At 59.9% G+C, this 19,935-nt stretch carries 18 protein-coding genes and 1 pseudogene; 3 read left to right on the top strand and 16 right to left on the bottom strand.

All coding sequences use genetic code 11. The features are described from left to right. From ACOXXX_RS20855 to ACOXXX_RS20795, 13 genes and pseudogenes are all read right to left on the bottom strand, one after another. Window positions 1-1,094, bottom strand: a protein-coding gene (locus ACOXXX_RS20855) for an IS3 family transposase (RefSeq protein WP_422828559.1) whose coding sequence is annotated in 2 segments (ribosomal slippage) — window positions 1-830 and window positions 830-1,094 — 1,095 coding nt annotated over the 2 segments. Because the reading frame shifts where the segments join, the coding sequence is not laid out codon by codon here. This gene is flagged as partial in the annotation. Beyond that, window positions 1,039-4,065, bottom strand: coding sequence for a strawberry notch-like NTP hydrolase domain-containing protein (locus ACOXXX_RS20850; protein ID WP_422828558.1), 3,027 nt, complete (start codon window positions 4,063-4,065; stop codon window positions 1,039-1,041). The genes ACOXXX_RS20850 and ACOXXX_RS20855, both read right to left, overlap by 56 nt. Window positions 4,066-4,167: 102 nt before the next feature. Beyond that, entirely contained in the window at window positions 4,168-4,320 is a 153-nt protein-coding gene (locus ACOXXX_RS20845) for a StaA (RefSeq protein ID WP_422828557.1), read from the bottom strand. Between the two features lie 147 nt (window positions 4,321-4,467). After that, the gene (locus ACOXXX_RS20840) at window positions 4,468-4,986 is read right to left on the bottom strand and encodes a type II toxin-antitoxin system YhaV family toxin (RefSeq protein WP_422828556.1); all 519 of its coding nucleotides are present in this window, start codon (window positions 4,984-4,986) and stop codon (window positions 4,468-4,470) included. Then, on the bottom strand, window positions 4,983-5,309 hold the full coding sequence (locus ACOXXX_RS20835) for a type II toxin-antitoxin system PrlF family antitoxin (protein ID WP_422828555.1): 327 nt from the start codon (window positions 5,307-5,309) through the stop codon (window positions 4,983-4,985). The genes ACOXXX_RS20840 and ACOXXX_RS20835 overlap by 4 nt, the downstream gene beginning before the upstream one ends. A 125-nt stretch (window positions 5,310-5,434) precedes the next feature. Beyond that, window positions 5,435-6,088, bottom strand: a complete 654-nt coding sequence (locus tag ACOXXX_RS20830; RefSeq protein WP_422828554.1) for a DUF6927 domain-containing protein — start codon at window positions 6,086-6,088, stop codon at window positions 5,435-5,437. A gap of 102 nt (window positions 6,089-6,190) precedes the next feature. Beyond that, window positions 6,191-6,784: a regulator gene (locus ACOXXX_RS20825; RefSeq protein WP_422828553.1), complete on the bottom strand. Its 594-nt coding sequence runs from the start codon at window positions 6,782-6,784 to the stop codon at window positions 6,191-6,193. 74 nt (window positions 6,785-6,858) lie between these two features. Beyond that, window positions 6,859-8,841: a ParB/RepB/Spo0J family partition protein gene (locus ACOXXX_RS20820; protein WP_422828552.1), complete on the bottom strand. Its 1,983-nt coding sequence runs from the start codon at window positions 8,839-8,841 to the stop codon at window positions 6,859-6,861. 156 nt (window positions 8,842-8,997) lie between these two features. Then, window positions 8,998-9,387 carry a DUF3768 domain-containing protein gene (locus tag ACOXXX_RS20815; RefSeq protein WP_422828551.1) on the bottom strand — a complete coding sequence of 130 codons (390 nt, stop codon included), beginning with the start codon at window positions 9,385-9,387 and terminating at the stop codon, window positions 8,998-9,000. A gap of 277 nt (window positions 9,388-9,664) precedes the next feature. Beyond that, window positions 9,665-12,232, bottom strand: coding sequence for an HWE histidine kinase domain-containing protein (locus tag ACOXXX_RS20810; RefSeq protein ID WP_422828550.1), 2,568 nt, complete (start codon window positions 12,230-12,232; stop codon window positions 9,665-9,667). Then, window positions 12,225-12,791: a biliverdin-producing heme oxygenase gene (locus ACOXXX_RS20805; RefSeq protein ID WP_422828549.1), complete on the bottom strand. Its 567-nt coding sequence runs from the start codon at window positions 12,789-12,791 to the stop codon at window positions 12,225-12,227. The genes ACOXXX_RS20810 and ACOXXX_RS20805 overlap by 8 nt, the downstream gene beginning before the upstream one ends. Before the next feature lie 278 nt (window positions 12,792-13,069). Continuing rightward, window positions 13,070-13,628: pseudogene (locus ACOXXX_RS20800) on the bottom strand (zincin-like metallopeptidase domain-containing protein); the annotation flags it as partial. Then, window positions 13,537-13,968, bottom strand: a complete 432-nt coding sequence (locus ACOXXX_RS20795; RefSeq protein ID WP_422828547.1) for a hypothetical protein — start codon at window positions 13,966-13,968, stop codon at window positions 13,537-13,539. The gene ACOXXX_RS20795 and the pseudogene ACOXXX_RS20800, both read right to left, overlap by 92 nt. A 443-nt stretch (window positions 13,969-14,411) precedes the next feature. On the opposite strand from ACOXXX_RS20795, the gene ACOXXX_RS20790 reads away from it, so the two are divergent. After that, window positions 14,412-14,762: an MbcA/ParS/Xre antitoxin family protein gene (locus tag ACOXXX_RS20790; RefSeq protein WP_027264271.1), complete on the top strand. Its 351-nt coding sequence runs from the start codon at window positions 14,412-14,414 to the stop codon at window positions 14,760-14,762. A gap of 101 nt (window positions 14,763-14,863) precedes the next feature. Further along, window positions 14,864-15,376 carry an RES family NAD+ phosphorylase gene (locus ACOXXX_RS20785; protein ID WP_422828546.1) on the top strand — a complete coding sequence of 171 codons (513 nt, stop codon included), beginning with the start codon at window positions 14,864-14,866 and terminating at the stop codon, window positions 15,374-15,376. Between the two features lie 313 nt (window positions 15,377-15,689). On the opposite strand, the gene repC is transcribed toward ACOXXX_RS20785, so the two are convergent. The 3 genes from repC to repA form a co-directional block, all read right to left on the bottom strand. Next, window positions 15,690-16,928, bottom strand: coding sequence for a plasmid replication protein RepC (gene repC / locus ACOXXX_RS20780; protein WP_422828545.1), 1,239 nt, complete (start codon window positions 16,926-16,928; stop codon window positions 15,690-15,692). Window positions 16,929-17,105: 177 nt separating this feature from the next. Then, on the bottom strand, window positions 17,106-18,122 hold the full coding sequence (repB, locus tag ACOXXX_RS20775) for a plasmid partitioning protein RepB (protein ID WP_422828544.1): 1,017 nt from the start codon (window positions 18,120-18,122) through the stop codon (window positions 17,106-17,108). After that, on the bottom strand, window positions 18,119-19,330 hold the full coding sequence (gene repA / locus ACOXXX_RS20770) for a plasmid partitioning protein RepA (protein ID WP_422828543.1): 1,212 nt from the start codon (window positions 19,328-19,330) through the stop codon (window positions 18,119-18,121). The genes repB and repA overlap by 4 nt, the downstream gene beginning before the upstream one ends. A 280-nt stretch (window positions 19,331-19,610) precedes the next feature. Here repA and ACOXXX_RS20765 point away from each other — a divergent pair, with 280 nt between their 5' ends. Then, the gene (locus tag ACOXXX_RS20765; RefSeq protein ID WP_422828541.1) at window positions 19,611-19,925 is read left to right on the top strand and encodes an AbrB/MazE/SpoVT family DNA-binding domain-containing protein; all 315 of its coding nucleotides are present in this window, start codon (window positions 19,611-19,613) and stop codon (window positions 19,923-19,925) included. Window positions 19,926-19,935: the final 10 nt, after the last annotated feature.

The raw sequence follows: 19,935 nt of genomic DNA, 5'->3' as shown, positions 1-19,935 counted from the left end.
GATGGCTTCTGGCGCTGGCGGGCGGTAGCCCAGAGCACTATGTGGGCGTTTCGTGTTGTAGTGCTTCCTCCATTCTTCGATCAATATTTGCGCCTCGCGTAGGCTGTAGAAGATTTCGCCGTTCAAGAACTCATCCCGGAACCGGGCATTGAAGCCTTCACAATATCCGTTCTCCCAAGGCGACCCGGGTTCGATGTAAGCGGTCTTTGCTCCGACAGCCTCGATCCAGTCCCGCACGGCCTGAGCAACGAACTCCGGGCCATTGTCAGACCGAATGAACGACGGGATGCCGCGCAGGATGAACAGGTCGCTCAAGGTGTCGATGACCTTGCCCGAGTTCAGCTTGCGATCCACACGGATGGCCAAACATTCTCGGCTGTATTCATCGATGATGTTGAGCGTGCGGAACGCCTTTCCATCTTCGGTGCGGCAATGCACGAAGTCATAGCTCCAGACATGATCGCGCCGTTCCGGCCGAAGCCGGACACACGATCCGTCATTGAGCCAGAGCCTCCCTTTCTTCGGTTGTTTCATTGGCACTTTCAGCCCCTCTCGTCGCCACAGCCTTTCGACCCGCTTATCGTTCACATGCCAGCCAGCGTCTCTCAGCAGCGCAGCGATCCGACGATAGCCGTATCGGCCATACTGCCGGGTCAGTTCGATCATGTCGGCCACCAATCGTTCTTCATCCCGGCGGCCAACTGGCACCCTGCGCTGTGTGGATCGGTGCTGTCGCAGTACCCGGCAGGCGCGGCGTTCCGAGACATTCAGCTCGGCACGAACGCGATCAATGCAAGCACGGCGACGAGCGGGGCTTAGAAGTTTCCCTTTGCGGCCTCTGCAAGGATCAGCTTGTCCAACGTCAGATCGGAAACAGCTTTGCGCAGCCGCTCGTTCTCTTTCTGAAGCCGCTTCAATTCCTTCAACTGGTCTGTGCCCATTCCACCGTACTTCTTCTTCCACCGGTAGTAGGTCTGTTCAGTCACGCCAATCTGCCGGATCGCATCCAGTCGCGGCAGACCTTGCCCCGTCAGAACCTCAACTTGCCGTAATTTCGTGACAATCTCCTCGGGCTTTGGTCGCTTGTTGGCCATGTGTTTCCTCCGTTTTCCTAAACATAGCGGAGGACCACTTCAGTGGGGGAGGACCAAGGTAGTGTCGCCGCCGTTTCTGGTTCTTCGCCGTCTGCGCCGCATGGTAGGAGCGGCCCGTGCCGCCTGCATCGGAGAAGATCAGGATATCCTTCTCGCCGTCCATGAAGGCTTGGGTCTCGGAGGAATTGCTGCTGGCGGCGCGCTTTTCGATGAAGAGATGGCCATCCGCGGCCTTGAGGGGCCGGATGGACCGCCCCGTGACTTCTGCCACGGCCTCGTCGCCAAAGGCCCAGAGGATCTGGTCGAGCGCCGAGGGGATCGGGGCCAGCGTCATCAACTCCATCATGGCCGCATCGCGCAGAGCGAGCGCCTCGCGCGAGACGACCAGCGCCCCGGTCTCATCCCGCAAAGGTTCCGCCACCATGTTGCCGTCGATCTCGACCAGCTTTTGCGCATGAATCGGGAAGGCCTGTTCGAGGTATCCCAGAACATAATCGCGCGGCGTCAAGGCACCCTCGACGAGTTCATCCTCCGGGTCCATTGTCTCAAGTCGGCGTTTCAGCAGGCTCTCACCCGTCGAGACCACCTGGATGACGCAAGCATTGCCTGCCGCTAGGTCGTCCTCGATGGCACGGATGATGGTCGGGGCCTTCATGCCCATCAGGAGATGGTTGAAGAAGCGCTGCTTCGTGCTCTCGAAGCGGGACTTGGCCGAGGCGCGTGCGGCCGACGCATTGGTCTTCCCCGAGGCGTCATTGACGCCAGTCGCGGTCAGCGCCGCTTCGAGATTGTGGTGGATCGTGCGAAACGCGCCCGCATAGGCGTCGTAGATCTCGACCTGGGCAGGGGTCAGCGCGTGTTCGAGCACGTCATACTCCACCCCATCGAAGCTGAGGGCGCGGGCCGTGTAGAGGCCGAGCGTCTTGAGATCGCGCGCCACCACCTCCATGGCGGCGACACCGCCTGCCTCCATCGCCGAGACGAAACTCTCGCGGCTCGGGAAGGGGTATTCGGGGCCTTGCCCCCAGAGACCGAGACGCGCGGCATAGGCGAGGTTATGCACGCTCGTGGCACCCGTGGCCGAGATGTAGAAGACGCGGGCGCGGGGTGCTGCCAGTTGCAGCCGCAGCCCAGCGAGGCCCTGCTGCGAGGATTTGACCCCCCTGCCCTGCTCGGATCCTGCCGCGTTCTGCATGGCATGGGCCTCATCAAAAGCCAGCACGCCGTCGAAGCCTTCGCCCATCCAGTCGAGGATCTGGCTCAGCCGCGTGGTGCCGCATTTGCCCGCGGACCGCAGCGTGGCGTAGGTGACGAAGAGGATACCGTCGCCCATCGGGATGGGCTGGTCCGGTTTCCATTTGGAGAGCGGCTGAATGTCGGCGGGAGAGCCGCCGAGATCGGTCCAGTCGCGGATCGCGTCCTCGATGAGCGTCGTGGATTTTGAAACCCAGATCGCCTTCCTGCGCCCGGCCTGCCAGTTCACCAGGATGAGCCCGGCGCATTCGCGCCCCTTGCCGCAGCCGGTGCCGTCGCCGAGGAAATACCCGAGGCGATAGGCACGTGCGTCTGTATCATCATCGGCGCGCGTCAGCTTGGTCTGGTCGTCATCGATCGTGAACCGCCCCGGCAGCTCGCGCCCATGGGCATCATGGGCCATGATGATGGTCTCGAGCTGAGCCTCGGAGAGATGCCCATCCTCGATCAGCCTGGCGGGCAGGCGCAATTCCGCACTGGCCGCACCAGAGGGCACGGGCGGCGCCACGGAAGCCATGGCGATGCTTTCGACCAAGGGCGTGGGATGTTCCTGCGCGCCCGCGATCTCAATGCGCTGCGGACGGTAGCGCGCATAGATGTCCGAGACGGGCCTGTTGTCGCGCGGGGTCTGAAAGCTTGTGAAGCTGAGCGGACGGACGGCATTGGGCCGTGGATTGGAGGCGGCGAGAGGCGCAGCGGCGGTCTTGCGCGGAGCAGAGGATGGAACGGTCGGCCGCGCGTGCGGCATCGACGCCACCCTTTGGGCGGGGCGCGCCTCGGGCCGGGTTGCGGCCACGGCGTCGACATATGCCAAGGCTCCATCCAGATCCCGGACCGTGGCGCGGATCATCTCGTTGTCGTCCTGCACCTTGTCGAAGACCATCAGCTGGGTTTCGACAGAGGTGCCAAGCTTGCGGTAGACCTGCCTTGGCATCGTCAGCGCCAAGCGCGGCGTCAGGAGACCGCAGGCGCGGGACCAATGCGCAGCATCGCGTTCGGGCGTGAACCCCTGCGGCATGATCGCCACCATCCGCCCACCGGGTGCCAGGCGCTTGGCAGCCGCGATGAGATGCTTGGCAGCGATGTGCTTGTCTCGGGAGCGATCGACCGAGGAGGCAAAGGGCGGGTTCATCACCACGACGTCGGGCAGGACCAGCGTCTGCAGCAGATCGTCGATATGCTCGCCGTCATGACCTGTGACCTCTCCGCCGAAGAGCGCGCGCAGGAGGCTTTGGCGAAAGGGGTCGATTTCATTGAGCACAAGCGTGGCACCGGCCCGGGTAGCGAAAGCTGCCAGGGCACCGGTGCCAGCCGAGGGCTCCAGCACGGTCTCGCCCTTGCGGATCGCCGCCGCCCGCACGGCCAAGGCGGCAAATGGCAACGGCGTGGAAAACTGCTGCAGCCGGATCTGCTGCTCTGACCGGCGGGTTTCCGTCAGCAGCCGAGAGGCAAGCAGCTTTGCAGCGGCGATGTCACCTGCCGCGCAGGCCTCACGCAGCAGCACCTGGACGGCCGCGGCCTGCATCAGGTCATAGGCCATGCGCCAGTCCCAGGCGCCACCAGCATCGCTACCAAAAAAGGTCTCGCGCATTATGCGCGCGAGCGCTGAGCTGCGCAGGGGTTGTTGGTCGATCTCCGTGCCGATCTGCGCGAGGGCAGAGGCGAGGTTAGCGTCGGAGATTGAGAGAGCCGGGTTCGCCGGTTTGGGCTTGGTCATGGGGATTTTCCTTTGGATCAGGGTCTGAGTTCCAAAGGACAAAAAGCCCACTTTCGCTTTTCAGGGTGACGGGATCAGACCGCGCTGACCTCCAAGGCTTGGTCAGGACTTGGGTTCGATCTGCCGCTTCGCATCAATCAATGCCTGTGCGGCCTGCATCACCTGAACCTGAGATGTTCCAGCGCGTGCATCCTCAAGCGCGGTCTGTACCTGCGCGCGAAACCACGCGTCATACGAATTGACATCAGCCGCCACGGAAATGCTCCTCGAGACCGAGGTGCGGCTGTTCCTTACCCGTTGGGTCCATTGCGCTTTCTCCGACAATGCTATGGGGCGATGCTACATCACCCACAGTGGTGCCGTAAACGGCAAGGCCGTAAGGTTCACAGCTAACCGGGCCACTCACCGATCAGATACCGCGTCCAGGGACGCCTCGAACCGCTTGTACGCCGCCGCAGCTTCTTTCAAGAGCGCGTCGAAATTGTCAGGTGGATTTCCATCTTCCAGCATCCCTTTGAACGTCGCATAGGCATCCGTCTTGCTGCCATAGGCGCGCAGGGTCTTGTCGTCGTTCACCCAGGCCAGCACGATGACCTTCGCGTCGCTGTTAAACCGGTAGAACAGCCGATACTGCTGGAAGAATTTTGCCCGAAACCAGTGCTTGCGATGATCGCCGAGTGTGCCGCCTTGCCGGAAAGCGGCGGCACTCGGATCTGCCGGTATGGCCTCGGTGACCAGCTTGAAGATGGCGGCCAGCCGTTTCGTCGGGTTTTTCTTGCGCCATGTCTTTGGATCGCGTGCCTTACGCGCTTCAACTTCCTCGATCAGCCCTTCGAGCTGGTCCAGAAAGAGCGGATGCGCATAAATCGACCATCCATTCACGACAAGGGGCGCTTGGGCGGGCACGCTATCGCCGCTCATTCATCCTCGGGCGATAGCGGCGCATCGAGATCGACGTCAACGTCTCCGACAAGTGCTGCAAGACGGCCATGCAAAGCCCCATCGAACGCCCGAATGCGATCCGGATGCGCCTTGATATCGGCCTCGACAAAATCGAGAAAGGCGCCGAGCGCGGGATCATCCTCGTCGCTGCGCACGGGCTCGATATAGACCCTGCCACTCGGCTCGGTACAGTAACGAATCTGGTCGCCCTTGCCCAGCTTGAGCCGTTTGCGCACACCCGCCGGCACGGTCGTCTGATACCGGTCCGTGAGTTTCGAGACGTCTTGTGCGAGCGCTGTCATGGCAGTCTCCTGAAAGAAAAGGGGCTTTGCTGCCCGTGATAGGTAATGCATTTGCATTGTCTTGTCAAGATAAGCCGCAGGATCTGCTGTCGCCGGGCAGGTCGATGAGCTGTCCAGCGCAGCACCTATTCCCGCCCCGCGAGATACTCGGCCAGCATCGGGCTGGCACCACCTTTCGCGGAGCTGAGCAGCTCCGAGCCCGCAAGCGAGGCCCTTGAGAGCCGCACGAGCCCGCCGGTTCCCTCGATGCGGTAGCAGCGGCGTTTTTGCCGCCCGCGCTCGTAGTGGGTCGCGGTGACGATCTGGCAGGTGCTGCTGTCGGTGAGCGTCACCGGTTTTGCGAGTCTGATCTTGTCGCCTTCCTCGTAGTCCGGGATTGACGCCCAGTCCCGGCAGCGCTGACGCCAGTCCTGGGCGTAGCTGTCCGGGTCTTTTAAGTCGGAGAGAAGTTCGATCAACCCAAGGGGCGCGCGAGCCTCGTTCGGGCCAGCGCTTTCCTCCATGTCCTTGTAGCCCCAGCAGCCGTCATCGTATCGGGTGAGGAAGACAGCCCCGAACGTGATGGAGCCATCCGCATCGGTGACAAAGGTCGTGTCTTCGACAGCGGTGCCGTCGAGATTGGTGACCTTTGCCGCCGCATACCAGGTTGAGCCGACCTTGCAGGCCTTGACCAGCTCAGTTTTGCGCCTGTCGCCATGAGAGGTGCTGAGCCGGGTGATCTCCGCTTTTTCGTCCGCGTAGGTCTGGACGCGGCGGTCAGTGTAAAAGAGCCAACCCATTTCAGAGTCCTTTCTCTCAGATGGAAAATTGTCGTCGCCAATGTCCCGAGAAGGCCGCAGGCCTGGCAGGGTATTGGCGATGCTTGTTTGAGAAAGGGCGCGTTAAGCAGCCCTCCGATCATCGAGGTCCATCAGCGCATCGAGCGGCACGCGGTAGGGCTGCATGGCGTCGAAATCCTCGCAGTTCCCAGCGTTCTGCACGATCGCGAAGGTGTCGCAGGCGTCCTTGAGGATGACCCGGAAGGTGCCGCCGAGGCCTGAAGGCACCTCGTAGGTCCCGCCGATCAGATAGTCCGAGGCCCGGCGCGCGAAGACGCGGATGCTGTGGCCATCGGTGGCGAGCCGGATCGCCCCCTGCCCCCGGTCGATGAGCACCTGCACATCGTCGAGAATGTCCGTGTAGAACTGGCCGGTCAGATCGCGAAACGCCATGCGGCGCTGCGCCACCCAGTCGGTGTCCCGAAACGGGTTCATGCCATCGGCGAAAGCAAAGGACGGATCGGCCTGCTCGGTCGTGAAGATGCGGGTGGTCGTGCCATAGATGCCGTTCGAGCGCAGATGCACGCCATTGCCGACGATGAGGATCAGGGCGGGCCTGTCCACGGGCCCGTTCCAGTTGGGCAGGAAGGTCTTGCAGGCGCGCGCATGGGCGATCTGCGCTGCAACAGCAGACACAGAGAACTTGAGAATAGCCATGGGGATGTCTTTCCGTTGAGTTTGAGAGGATCGACCCGCGCGGGCAGAAGGGCTCGCGCGGGTCGCGTGAGGACTCAGGCCGCTTGCGCAACCTCGCTGTCAGGCTCCGGGGTTTCCGCGATAAGTGCCGTCTCATCACAGGCTCCGCCGGCGGTCTGCATCATCGGCGGGCACCAGGCCGCCACGGCAGCGCGCTGCGCGTCGGTGAGGGTGGCGAAAGGTTCGCCAAAGAGCTTGTCGCAGAAAGCGACGATCTCCTTCTTGCTCGATGATGCCAGCGTCACCGCCTCCTGGGCCAGGCCCAAATCCTCGCCGAGGATTTTCAGGAGCCAGGCCTTCTTGAAGCGATTGAAGAGCGCCGCGTTCGGCGTCCAATGCGCGCGAATGTCGGGCATGATCTCGATCTCGAACGCATGCATCAGGCTGTCGCGCTGGCGGTCCCGCGCGAAGCAGGACTGCGTCGTGCTGGCGGTGGCATAGGCCACGAGCTTGGCCTTCTCGCCTGCCTCCAGCGCGCGAAACGCCGCGAACTGATCGGCAGGGGACCGGGTGTCATCGAGCCAGGAGAGGTCCAGCGCATCATGCGCCGCCGCCACCTGCTCAAGCGAGGTCTCGTCGATCTCGTCCATTTTGGCATGGCTGCGGTATTCCTTGCGGGCATCGATCTTGATCGCCTGCGTGACGCTCATGCCGCTGGCCAGAACGTCGCTCACCAGCTTGAAGAGCGTCAGATCGAGCGTGGCCTCGGGGTGCAGCGCCATCGCGGCCCCGAGCGCCATGGCCCGCTCGGTCTTGAGGTCCTGTGCCAGCGAGGCCGGATAGGTGATTTCGCCAGCGTCGGGGGCCTCTTCCCCCGTCGGGTTGCTTGAAGAGCCACGCGCGCCCTCCTCTTTCGCGGTGTCCTCGGGGCGCACGAGACCGATATGGAGCGTGATCTGCCCACCCTGCCACGACGCGATCACCCCAGACCGCGCCAGATCCTCGGCGCTGTAGGCCTCCTGTAGATCGCGGGCTTCCTCTTCCAGAGCGTCCACGCGCTCGTAAAGGGCATTGTAGGCGTCGTCTTCGAGCCCCTCATCCTCCATCTCGAGCTGCAGTTTCTCAAGCTCGGCGGTGATCTCAGCGATGCGCTTCTGGGTCGCCTCATCCGGCTCGATCGGGCCGGGATAGACCCGGCCATAGTCCGCCATGGTCGCGTAATCGTAGCGGACCACCGCATCGGCCCAGGCAAAGCCCAGCTTTATGCGGGCCTCCTCGGCGGCGGCCGCGAGCTTCTCGAGCAGGATGGTCTCGACGAGCGCGGCGTCTTCCAGCACCGAATGCTCTTCCAGGAGATCGGCTGCGATGGCCCCACCACGGGCCTCGTAGTCTTCGCGCACGAAAGCCCCGATATCGTCGCTGACCTGCACGCCGCGGGACTTCAATGCCTGACGGACAGTGTAGGCCTGCAGATAGCCGCCGTCCCTGGTGAGCACCTCGTAGACCTCGCCCTGCACCTCCTGGCTCGGGTGCTCGGCAAAGGCCTTCATCGTGTCGAGCGTGATCGTCTTGGCCCGGGCCGCGGCGCGGATATCCGGATGAATGAGGCCATAGCGCAACCGGCCTTTCACGGCGGCCACCGTGGTGCCGAAAGTCTTTGCGATGGTCTCCGGCGTCTGGCCGTCGACCTCCATCATCCGCGCGAAGGCCTCGAACTCGTCGATGGCATTCATCGGTGCCTGGGTGATGTTCTCGGCAAGCGACAGCGCCGTCGTCACGTCACAGTCTTCCGGCACGAGGCGACAGTCGATCTTCGTCTTCGCGGTGAACCCCTTGGCGGCCTTGTCCGCGACCAGCTCGTTCAGCGCGGCATGGCGACGGCCACCGGCGAGCACGGCGTATTTGCCGCCCGTCTTCTGGACGAGGAGCGGCTGGAGCAGGCCCAACACCGCGATGCTGGCCTTCAGATGCGCGATGTTTTCGGGATCATAGGTTTCCGGCGAGTTGCTGCGCACATTGGCGGGATGCGGGAGCAAATCGCCGATGGCGACGGTGAGGCGGACAAAGCTTGTGGTCATGGGGTATCCTTCCAGGTGGGTGAGGTGTGGCCCGCGCCTTCACGCGCGTGACCAATCCCCGGCTTTGGGGATCACCACGACAAAAGGCCCACTCTCCCTTTGAAGGGCCAGTGGGCCTTCCGTGTCGGCGGTGTAGGACTTGAGGCTCCCCCTGCCCTACCAGTCCCGCGCCATCATGATGGTCAGTACGCGCATAGTTGTTGCAGGGTTGTCCGGGGTCTCGGCCCCGTAGCGAAAATCCGACCCGGTCTCATAGAGATCGATTTTCCAGAACACGGTCTCGCCCCGGATCTCGACCGCCCCGAAATCGTGCCAGCCTTCGGGATCATTCTCGGGCTCGAACGTGGCAAACTCACCGGTGGCCTTGACCGCCTCGGCCAAGAAGCCATCACCGGCCTCCATGAGCGAGCGGGTGACATGCATCCGACCTTGGATGGGCTGCCCGGGCGGCAGCCCAAGGCACGCGAGCTTGCGAAACGCGTCGTTCTGCGCGGCGATCACACTCGGATCCGGGCACTCTGTCTGGGGTTGTGCGGTGACGGTCATAGGGCTCTCCTTTGAGAAGTTGAAACACCCTTCCCGAAGCCCGCTTTTTCTTTTCCACCAAGCGGATGGAGCCAGACAGAACCAACACGTTCCGCATGACTCTTGAACTCCGCTGTGAGGACACAAATGCAATTCGTTGCGCTGTTGACAATGGCAACGTTAGGGCGGACTTCCTCGCCCTTCCAAATGTCACGGCTGTAGCTGGTTACCACTCTTGGCATTCGAGCTAAGAGCCAACAGGACCAACGAACTGCTGAATGAACATTCCCAGCGACCCTTAGCTTTCTCGGATGGCCGTTGAAACCATGCGATACAAGCTGTCGGAGTTGTATGGTTTGTTGAGGACCGGCGTTGTTGGAAATCGGATCAGCAGATCTTTACTCGCTCCATACCCGGTCGCCAAAACGGTCGGCAGGCCCAATTCTAGGCATTTCTCGATTATCGGGATCGATGTCTCGTCACCCAGATTTACGTCGAGAAGCGCGAAGGAGATGGTATGCTTTGCAAGGATCGCCAACCCATCCGCTACTGAACTTGCTGTGTGCACGTGCCCCGCCCCCATATCCGAGAGCATGTCGGACGCATCGAGTGCGATAACCATATTGTCTTCGACGACCAGACAATGCCCGTGGAGCTGAACCTCGGTCCTATCGTCCGATATCAGGCTCTGCGCTGAATGTTTTGTGGCCGAAGCTGGTCTGACGTGGGCTGAAGGCAATACGAAATCCGCTTCAAAACCAGTGACGTGGTAACGTGCGTCCGCTTGCCCCTTGAGCTCAAATGGTATGGACCGTTCTATGATTGTGGTCCCGAAGCCGCGCCGTTTCGGAGCTTGAACAGGCGGTCCGTTTTCTTCCCGCCATGCCAATTTCGCTATCCCGTCAGGCTGCAACCGCACATCAAGGTTAACGCTTCCTGATGAATCGTTAAGCGCGCCATATTTGGCGGAATTGGTCACAAGTTCATGAATCACCAAAGCTAACGTGGAAAAAGAGGTGGGAGACAGATCGATCTCGTCTCCGGTGATGCGCACGCGCGAGGCCTTAGAGGTCAGAAATGCATTGATCTCGGTTTCAACGAGAGACCGGAAAGACACCCAGCTCCATTCGGTCTCCGTAAGCTGGTCATGGGCCCGCGCCAGAGCGAAAATCCGGTCTTCAAGGACAGAGCGGTATTCATCCAAGGTTCGCGCATCTTCCTGCCCTTGCGAGACCAGGCCGCGGATCAGGTTCAGAATGTTGCGGACGCGGTGGTTTAATTCCGCAACCAGAAGTTCCTGCTGGTTCTGGGCCTGTTTGCGCGCTGCGTTGCGTTCATCGGCCATTTTTAGCACGACTTCCAGGAGCGTCACGCGAAGCGCATCAGCCGCCCGCACCTCCGCACTTCGCCACGGTGCCGATTGGCCGCGCACGATTTCTCGCCACGCGTCAAAACTTTTTCTTGGTGTCAAACGCACGCCGTTCGGGCCAAGCTCTACTGGTTTCTCTGGATTACCCGCCCAATTGACCGACTCTGCAATCTCACGCCGAAACAAAACAAAGTAATCGCGCGGCGTGCGCGACACGGGCAGCGCCATGATCCCGGCCACGCGATCAGAAAATCCTTCGACGTTGGGATATCGAGTAGACAGCGCGTTGGTTTGATAGACCTGACCGGAAGGAGTAGTGTTCAAAAACCGGGCCAGTCCAAGGAACTCTTCTTCGGTCGGGGCGGAGCCGGTGGATTTATACTCGCCCTCGGTGAAGATCGCCGCGCCGTCGAACGGAACAACCTCCCTGATGTTTTCGGACAGAACCTCGAAAGTGTCGAACATGGATCTTCCGCCCGAAAGCTGTGCCATCAGCCTGTCGTGCAACAAACGCGCGCGGTCTGTTTCGGCCAGTTCTGCGGTGAGTTCGACCTGAGCGAGCTGATAGTTGAACAGCTCCGAGAAAAGCTCGATCTCACTGCGCAATTCATAGCTGATGTATCTGGGCGACTGATGGTGGCACGCAAAAAGGCCCCAGAGTTTTCCATTCCGAATGATCGATACGGACATCGACGCTGCAACGCCCATGTTGCGAAGATATTCCAGATGGATCGGAGAAACCGCGCGCGTAACCGCAAGCGACAGGTCCAGAGGCCGACCATTGGGATCAAGCGCAGGATGGATGGCGTGGGTGTTCGCGTTGACGTCCGCGATGATTCGAAGGGGGCTGCGAAGATAAAGCGCGCGGGCCTGTTTAGGAATATCGCTGGCAGGATATCGCAGGCCCAGATAGGAGTCCTGATCGGGCTGGCAGATTTCGGCTATGACCGTGCCTGTATCATCGTCATTGAACCGATACGCCATCACCCGGTCAAAGCCCGACATTAGCCGGATGGCGCGCACCGCCTCGCGTGCCATATCTTCGACCTTCTGGTGCCGCTTGACTCGTTCGATCAACGCCCGAACGGTAGAGCGATCAAGGTCTTTCCGATCGGTTACGGCACGTGGTTCGAATTCAAAAATGATATTCTGGTCGCTTTGGCTGATGGAGATATCAAAGAGGCGGTCATCCTCTAAAGCGGGGTACCCAAAAAGTCGCGCAGCACCTGTCTGGTAGCTGAGCACCTGCATCTTTGTTCTGAGATGATGAACAGTTTCGCGAGAGAACACGTCTGAGAACCGTGACCCGACAATATCTTTGGCGGTGAGGCCCAACAGATCGGCGCAGTTTTCGGAGGCATATGTGATGATCCAGTCGGCAGAAAGCGCGATCAGACAGCCGTAGCTTTGCACTTTTCCGAGAATATGAATTGGCTCTCGGTCGCAATTGGTAAGGTCGGCGCTTTCCTGCGACGAGTTTGGCTCTGCATCACGCATGGACCACTCCGTTCGTTATCTGCGGCGCAGGGGCACACGTGCGATATAGCTTGAAGATTTTGTCAGCGTCGCAAACGATTTGATCTGCGACATCGCCGGCCGCCGGCATCCCATTGGACGTCTCGCAAAACGATTTCCAGAGCTCAATGTAGCTTGGCGCGGAAAAGTATGAGTTGGCCCCACGCACAACGGGATCGTCTGCAGAAAGCCATCTAGTCCGCAGCACCTTTGTGCCCAACCGTGACCCCGCTATGACGTAATTGATGGCCAGCGGGTGCAGCGAACCGATCTCCATCGCGTCACAATGCTCCCACGTTCCGATCTCCCGAAGATCGGCTTCAGCTCGCGCCAGCAGGTCGTTAATGCATTCCGTTATCGGCAAAGGCGCTGCATGCGGAGAGATGGCCCGCAGAGCCACTGACTGCATTCGCAGAAAAAGCTCGAAACCATCGCGCTTTCTGAGATCGAATTGAGACACACTTTGGTCGAGGTCTTGATGCGACGCTCGTGTTTCCGTTTGCAAACGCAAACGCAAGCTTCTGTGTGGTGTCTCGGTCATCGCACAGGTGAGTCCTCCTTGGCTCGAAAACTCCAAATACAGCCAGATTTACACTGTGACAATCTCCTATGACAGACCAATGGGTTTTTTCCCGACATCTACGGTCGGTGCCGAAGTCAACCGTGATGTCTGTGTTCTGATTAACTCTGACCCGCTACCCCATGAAAGCTGAACCGTCAGGTTTCATCAGGTTGAAAGGTAAGCGCTCTTTCGCTTCGATTTAAGCATCGGGAAAGAAGAGCTCGAAGCTGCCTCGCGGCAGTGCAGCGACTTTTTCGTCAAGCGGCTTCGGCCCCCTGCCCTGCCCTGCCCGCCTCCGATCTGGCGATCAGGTAATCACTGGCGCGCTGCGCATCGGCCGCGTGGCGGAAGATCGCGCCGTTATCTGAGCGCAAAAATGCGCAGCGAGTTGTAGAGGTAGGCGGCATTCATCTCGAGCGTATGCGCCGTGAAGCCGAGCGTCTGGCCAAGGAACACCGAGGTCAGCTCGGCGACGATCTCCTCGCGGGCATAGGCCGTGTTGCCGAAGCGTGACAAACCGTAGTCGCGGTTCAGCCGATGGCGCGCCTTGGTGGCATGGGCGAGCTCATGCGCCCAGACCCCGTAAAAGTTCCGCGGGTTCTCGAACCTGGAAATGGATGGCATGAACACCTTATCCACTGGCGGCAGGTAGTACGTTTCCGTTCCTGTGAAGACGGTCGTGATGTCGATGGCATCGAAAAACGCCTGCATATGCGGAATGGGCTCAGACGGTGGATGCTCGAGCGCTGGCTCTGGGTCGGGAAAGAAGCTGTCCGGCAGACCCTCGATCTGGCAAGCATTGAAAACGCGGTAGGTTCGAGAAGGCGATGATATCGGTGACGGGTCGGATATCGATGAACGGCGTCCCTCGCGCGACCGCAAGAGCGGCCAACGGAAAGCGCTCGATCGGCGCGAAGGTCGAGACGGTGGTCCACCCGAGATGGAGGAACGTCCCGCCCTCTCCGCAGATCACATGCGCACTTGGCAATGACGCCGCCTGCCTGAGATAGCCGAGATCACGCAGGACGGTCTGGCGTTCGAGCCGCTGTGCCAGCGCCGTCTGACCAGTTCGGCGCAGCTCTCTATGCCGCCACCAGGAGGCGGCGGTTGCGCGGAGCACGCGCAAGACACCTGATTGCGTGGGAATGCCCTTCATCCGGAACGGCAGACCGGAACCCGGCCCGGACCCATCTGAGGGACCCCAAAGGCCCTCATCCGTCAGTCACAAAACCCGAAGGACACTTTCACTTTCCAACCGCCAACTGGACCGCGGAAACTGACATGGGTCCGACACCACCGCGGTTCCCAGTGACGTCATGCAGCCAGTGCCGATCGGGGTCCAAGATCGGCAAGGTATATCGGCAACCCCAGCCAAACTGCAGCAGTCTTTAGCATATATCAATAACTTATCTGATGTTCTCGATCGGCAAAAAACGCGCCTACTGGGACTTTTCGGGCCCAAAATCAGGATTTCCGGCGTTCAGAGCAATGCAGCGTTACGGATTGGTATGGGAAACGAAGGCGCAGCATCCCGCGACACCTTGAAATCCAGTGATAATAACGCTATATACCGTCATTATCACTGTAGAAATGAAAGTCATGCACATCACGAACTTTGCTGAAGCTGGGCAATTCGAACCGCGCAAAATCGCCGCGGTGCTACGTACGTCAGCAGAAGAGATCGCATTGACAGTCGGTTTAGGCAAAGACGCGTTGCAGAGGCGAGCCCGGATCGGTTCGGACAAGACGCAGCGCCGCCTGCGCGAATTGGTAGAGGTGCTGAATAAAGTCGAGCCCCGCTTCGGCTCGGAACTGATGGCCTATGCATGGTACCGGTCAGAGCCCCTGCCCGGCTTTGATGGCCGGACAGCCATGCAGCTGGTGCAGGAAGGCAAAGCTCAGCAAGTTCTGGAATACATCGATGCGGTCGATGCGGGCGTCTTTGCCTAAAGCGCGCCGCGCCAAGGCGTGAGAAACTGATACCCTGCCACACGTCGTGTTCTCGGGACATCGGTGTCGCATAGTAAATTATTGATTGCCGGGACGCTGAGATGCCTCTGAAAGATGGACGCTACACAGGGCCACTCTATCGCGCCCTGAACCCGGTCTATGCCCGCGCGCCTCTTTCCGGACGAGGTGCTGAACTCTATGGAGGGCGCTTTAACGCCAAAGGCACCCCTGCCCTCTACACCTCGTTGAATCCCGCGACCGCTCTCCGAGAAGCCAACCAGGTCGGCAGCTTGCAACCCACGATCCTGGTGTCCTACAAGGCCGACCTTGGGCCTATTTTCGATACCCGCCATCAGGACGGACTTGACCGGTATGGCGCGACCGAGGTGATCCTTGCCGACCCTGCATGGCGCATGAAGATGCTCGATGGCCAATTGGTACCGACACAGGAGTTAGCACGCGCCCTTATAGCAGATCGGTTTGCGGGGCTCCTGATCAAGAGTTTTGCGAAGGGCGCGTCGTCATCGGACTTCAATGTCGTTCTGTGGGCCTGGACTGGCAAGGCCGGTTCTTTGGGAGTCGTGGATGACAAAGAGCGGCTTTCACGAATGTAAGGCGCCGCGCAAACGGCCATCAAGATTTCTTCGTGTCCAGCAGCAAAACGTTGCCAAAACTGATTGTGGCTGGAAGCCTGTCACGCGCGTCAAAGAAGATTCCAGACCGATAGTAATAGCTATTGGATTGTTGAGGGCGGCTCCTGCCGGACAGGCCGGGATGCGATGACCTGCCCTCGTGCATGAAAATAGAGGCTTTCGGCTGACGATTGAGTTCAACATTGCTAACTCTGATCGTACGGGAGGAAGTTCACAACTGTGAACCGATCCGGAACATCTATTATTGCAAGCCAAGTTCACAGCTGTGAACTCATCATGCCGCATCTCGTCGCATCAGGGCCATGATCATCGGTCCACAAGAGAATTCGCCCCTGGCCGCTTTGGTGGACAAGTGTCTGAGATATCCGCCCGGGGATCGGATTTCTCCATACCTCTCAAGCATCGCAACAATCACCACTGCTGCCTCCTCTGGCCCCATATGACCTTTGGCGGCGTCCCAAGCGCTACGTGAGATACCCATCATTGGCCTGATTGTATCGGCCGCTCTGACCAAGTCATGCCAATGGAGGACTGGTTTCTCAGCGTATATCTGAAACTCCTGACAAGATGTCGTGACAAGTGCCAGTGGTATGTTCGGCAAACCTAGACTTCTTGGCTCTGATGATGGACTAACCTCAGCCTGGGACTGATCCGTATCTGCTCCAACTTTCGGATTGTCAGCCAAATCGTTGCAATCAAGCAGGACTTCGACGGCAGATTCAGAATCATAAGAGTCTTTATCTGAATTCTGATGGTGCTGCCCAGAATCAGCAGCATTGGTGCTCATATTTCCTGCCATGCTGATTTCCAGAAGATTTCGTACATCGTCCAAAGCAGCGGCCAAGGTCGACTTGATCTGCTCGAGGTCCATCATTCCCAGCTTTCGGCGCAGGTCTCTTGCAGTAAGTGTCGCAAGATCGGAGAATTGGTCCCAGACACCCTGATCTGGCCGAAGCGACCGGCCGTACTCAGCAAGCCCTGCGAGGTCCCGGCGCATGAGGCTCACTGTTGCGCGCAGCTTTTTGGTGCGTTCCTCAGCAGCCCGTTCAGTCTCTGCGGCCTCGCAGATTTCCTGCCTGCGTCGAACGAGTGGCGAGAGGTCGAAGCCGAACGCGACCTTTTCTGCTCCGTAGCGGCGGGCATAGCGCTTGCCGTTAGGGCTGTCGCGCCGAACGACAAAACCAGTCTTCACGAGGTTGGAGAGGTGTCGCCGCATCGTCGAGCAGGGCATGCCGTTCAGGCGCTCGCAAATCGCCTTGTTGGAGGGATACACCACGACAACGGCGTTGCTTTTACCGCCCAGGATTGTCTCCTGGTGGAAACTGACCAGGGCCTGAAGAACCGTGAGATCGCGATCAGACAAGCCGAACGCATTGCGAGCGGTCGCGAGCTCCCGCAGGATTTCCCACTTGTTGGCGCCTGCTGGGGGCAGCTGTTCCTGAGCCGCTGCCTGATGTTTCAGAATGGCAGCATCTATGGTTCGCCGAAAGGGCGTGATGGGCGTGTAGTTCATTTTGTCATTCACGAAGACAAAAAATTCCCGGCCCGCGAATCACTTTGGACTTGCGGAAATCGGCTCCGGACACTACCTTGAAGGTGCTAGAAACAAGTTAGGGTCTCGTGGAGTGATCGCTTTGCGGGACCTTTTCTTTTGCCTGTTCGTGCCTCCTTTTTTGTTTTCTGCTCTTCCTCAGTCTTCGGAACGCTGTTGCCAACGCTCGTGAAGTTCTTCAAATATATCAGACACTTGCGTTTCAACCCAATCTGCGAACTCTCCGCCTGACAGTTCGATCGACAAACCGTTGGCAGTGCGTTTCATCACCCCGGCGCCCTTGCCGCCGATCGTCAGCGCGACCCGAGAGGACGGGGCAGGGGAGGAGCGCCTGGCGGGCCTGGTGGTCTTCGTGGCAGCCTTGGCGACGGCTTCAAACGCCTGAACCGCAGGTTCGTCGGCGGGTGCGATATTATCCACCACCATGGAGGCCTCGGCCTTTGCATGCACGTCGTCCGCAATCCGGATCAGTTCCGCGCGGTCGCGCTCATCCTCACTGATTGCGCGACCAAGAGCTTCCCATCGTGGCCGACCGATGCCGTGCGCGGCGCCGATGGCGCGCACCAGGTCTGCGCCGATCATCTCGACAATGGCGATGGCCATGGAGATCGACGACTTTGTGACCGTCAAAACCTCTGCAACCTGAGATTGATTTCCGAAGCCGGACCCTACCAGATCCCTCGCGAAGAGTGCCTTTTCTATGTAGGACAGGTCGCGCCTTGCCATGTTTTCCGAGATCTGTGCGCGCAGAGCGCTGTCGTCGTCGAGATTGGCGACAAGCGCGCGAACCTTCGTCACCTTGTCGGACTGGCGGATCGCTTCAAGACGTCTGCGCCCGTAAACGAGGAGGTAGCGGTCGGTTTCGCCTGGCGCCCGGCGCACGAGGATCGGGACAGTTTGACCGTTCGTCTCGATCGCGTCGCGCAGGTCCAGCACATCCGCGGGGTCAAGCCGATCGGCCATGCGCCCATCTTCAATGCTTGCGGGGTCCAATTCCCAGACATGGTGCGCATCGACCGCATCACGGGCCGAGCGAAGTGCACGGTTCGACGTCATCATCGGCGTCACGGCGCTGGCCTGCGGGGCAGGGGAGGGGGCCCCGGCTGAAGCGAGGCTATCGAGCATCGACATGCGCTTTTTCTTGCCGTTGGTCATTTGCGCCCCCAGGTTTTCTGGATCAGATCGGCGATCTCGTCATTCAGAGTGTTCAGGCTTTCGATGGCACGGTCATAGGTGGACCGGGTGAACGCGCTGCGTTCCACTTCGTAGAGCGTCTGCTTGGTCAGGCCGGCATCCGAGATCGCGGTAGACTTGAGCATCGGCGAATTCAGCACCGCTTCGCCGTACATCGTGCGAAGGAAGGCCACGATCCGGTTCTGCGGCGCGTCCTGCGGCTCGTACCGGGTCAGGACGTAGCGCATCCAGTCATGGCTCATGTCGGCGCCCGACTCTGCGATCACGTCCATAAGGTCGGCGGTCATGCGCAGGAATTGCGACATCGACATCACGTCCAGCATTTCGGGATGGATCGTCACCAGGACGCCGGTTGCCGCAGAAAGGGCCGACATCGTCAGGAATCCCAGCTGTGGCGGGCAGTCGATGACGACGACGTCATAGTCCTGATCCACCTGCGCCAAAGCCTCTTTCACGCGGAAGAAGAACAATCCGGCATTGCCCTGCGCCAAGGCGCGGGGGGTTTCGTGCTCGAACTCCATCAGTTCGAGATTGCCGGGGATCAGGTCCAGATTGGGGATATAAGTCTTGCGGATGACAGCGCGGATCGGCTCGGGGTTTTCATAGCGGATCGCATCGTAAAGCGTCCCGCCATCCTCGAGATCGAGTTCCGGCTGAACGCCGTGCAGCGCGGTAAAGGAAGCCTGGGGATCGAGATCGATGCCCAGTACGCGATATCCGCGCAGGGCCAGCCTTTGCGCGAGATGGGCCGAGGTTGTCGTCTTGCCGGACCCGCCCTTGAAGTTCATCACGCCGATGACCTGAAGGTGATCGGTATATTTGGTGCGGTCCTCTGGATCGACGCGCCGCCCAGGGAGGTAATCGCCCGGCTTTCGGGCCGTCCTTTCAAGCAGAAGGCGCAGCGCCTGGACATCCTGCGCCGAGTAGAGGCGGCGGTTTCCGGCGGTCAGTTCGGGCGAAGGGCCCTTGCCATCGAGGTTGAGTTTGCGAAGATATGAATCGTTGACGCCAAGCAGCGCGGCAGCCTCGCCCGAGGTGAATTTGCGCATGGTCTTTTCGGCATCTGGTGGAAACAGGCTTTCGCGTTGCGAATGCAACTGGTTGGCCAGCCATTCCGAATGCTGGCGGATCACCGCATTGAGATCCTCATGCGCGACGGTCTTGGTCATCTGCCCTCTCGCTTCCGAGACATCGCGTCTTTGGCGTGTTCACGGAATTTGACGTTTTTAGCCTCTTTTCCGTGACTATTGTCGCAAGAGTTGGATTCGCGCAAGGTTTTTCCACATCTAGTGGGCAATTGCCCTTTGATCACAAGGCCACAGACCCTCCGATGACAGCCGCCATCGCCTTTGCGCTAAGATGCAAGGATGTTGCTTGACGCTCCATGTCCGCATTTCGGCGGTCTTGGATATACATCGTGAGATGGTTTTCGTCGCCTGAAAGGACGAGATGCAAGTTGCAAATGGGGAAACTCTCTTGCCGTTGGAGTCCCCCGCGGATCTTGTGCGTGAGCTGGGCCTAGAGGAAGGCGACCAGATCGACTTGGTAACAGACGATGGACGCATTTTGGTCAGGCGCCGGCGGCGCGCCGCCGAAATACCTTCGTATCGGCTCAGGCCCCTCAGGCTGTTGCGCATTTGCCCTGACACAATCCTTCTGGGCGGTAGAACTGAGGGGCTATCGGCAAGATCCCGCCCGCGACCAGCGCCGATTTCATGCGTGGGCGTAAATAAACAGTGTAATCGCGCAACACCCTATGGTTGATCGTACCTGG

This window comes from Thalassococcus sp. BH17M4-6 (assembly GCF_049323015.1).
GTDB lineage: Bacteria > Pseudomonadota > Alphaproteobacteria > Rhodobacterales > Rhodobacteraceae > Puniceibacterium.
Note: the sequence above shows the minus strand (reverse complement) of the source record. Positions and strands in the feature narration are given on the sequence as shown.

Coding starts and splice junctions, on each gene's coding strand:
- ACOXXX_RS20765 (WP_422828541.1), top strand. CDS start 19,611: ATGCAAGTTGCAAATGGGGAAACTCTCTTGCCGTTGGAGTCCCCCGCG.
- ACOXXX_RS20840 (WP_422828556.1), bottom strand. CDS start 4,986: ATGAGCGGCGATAGCGTGCCCGCCCAAGCGCCCCTTGTCGTGAATGGA.
- ACOXXX_RS20785 (WP_422828546.1), top strand. CDS start 14,864: ATGCCTCTGAAAGATGGACGCTACACAGGGCCACTCTATCGCGCCCTG.
- ACOXXX_RS20850 (WP_422828558.1), bottom strand. CDS start 4,065: ATGACCAAGCCCAAACCGGCGAACCCGGCTCTCTCAATCTCCGACGCT.
- ACOXXX_RS20810 (WP_422828550.1), bottom strand. CDS start 12,232: ATGCGTGATGCAGAGCCAAACTCGTCGCAGGAAAGCGCCGACCTTACC.
- ACOXXX_RS20835 (WP_422828555.1), bottom strand. CDS start 5,309: ATGACAGCGCTCGCACAAGACGTCTCGAAACTCACGGACCGGTATCAG.
- ACOXXX_RS20830 (WP_422828554.1), bottom strand. CDS start 6,088: ATGGGTTGGCTCTTTTACACTGACCGCCGCGTCCAGACCTACGCGGAC.
- repC (WP_422828545.1), bottom strand. CDS start 16,928: ATGAACTACACGCCCATCACGCCCTTTCGGCGAACCATAGATGCTGCC.
- repB (WP_422828544.1), bottom strand. CDS start 18,122: ATGACCAACGGCAAGAAAAAGCGCATGTCGATGCTCGATAGCCTCGCT.
- ACOXXX_RS20815 (WP_422828551.1), bottom strand. CDS start 9,387: ATGACCGTCACCGCACAACCCCAGACAGAGTGCCCGGATCCGAGTGTG.
- repA (WP_422828543.1), bottom strand. CDS start 19,330: ATGACCAAGACCGTCGCGCATGAGGATCTCAATGCGGTGATCCGCCAG.
- ACOXXX_RS20825 (WP_422828553.1), bottom strand. CDS start 6,784: ATGGCTATTCTCAAGTTCTCTGTGTCTGCTGTTGCAGCGCAGATCGCC.
- ACOXXX_RS20790 (WP_027264271.1), top strand. CDS start 14,412: ATGCACATCACGAACTTTGCTGAAGCTGGGCAATTCGAACCGCGCAAA.
- ACOXXX_RS20795 (WP_422828547.1), bottom strand. CDS start 13,968: ATGAAGGGCATTCCCACGCAATCAGGTGTCTTGCGCGTGCTCCGCGCA.
- ACOXXX_RS20805 (WP_422828549.1), bottom strand. CDS start 12,791: ATGACCGAGACACCACACAGAAGCTTGCGTTTGCGTTTGCAAACGGAA.
- ACOXXX_RS20820 (WP_422828552.1), bottom strand. CDS start 8,841: ATGACCACAAGCTTTGTCCGCCTCACCGTCGCCATCGGCGATTTGCTC.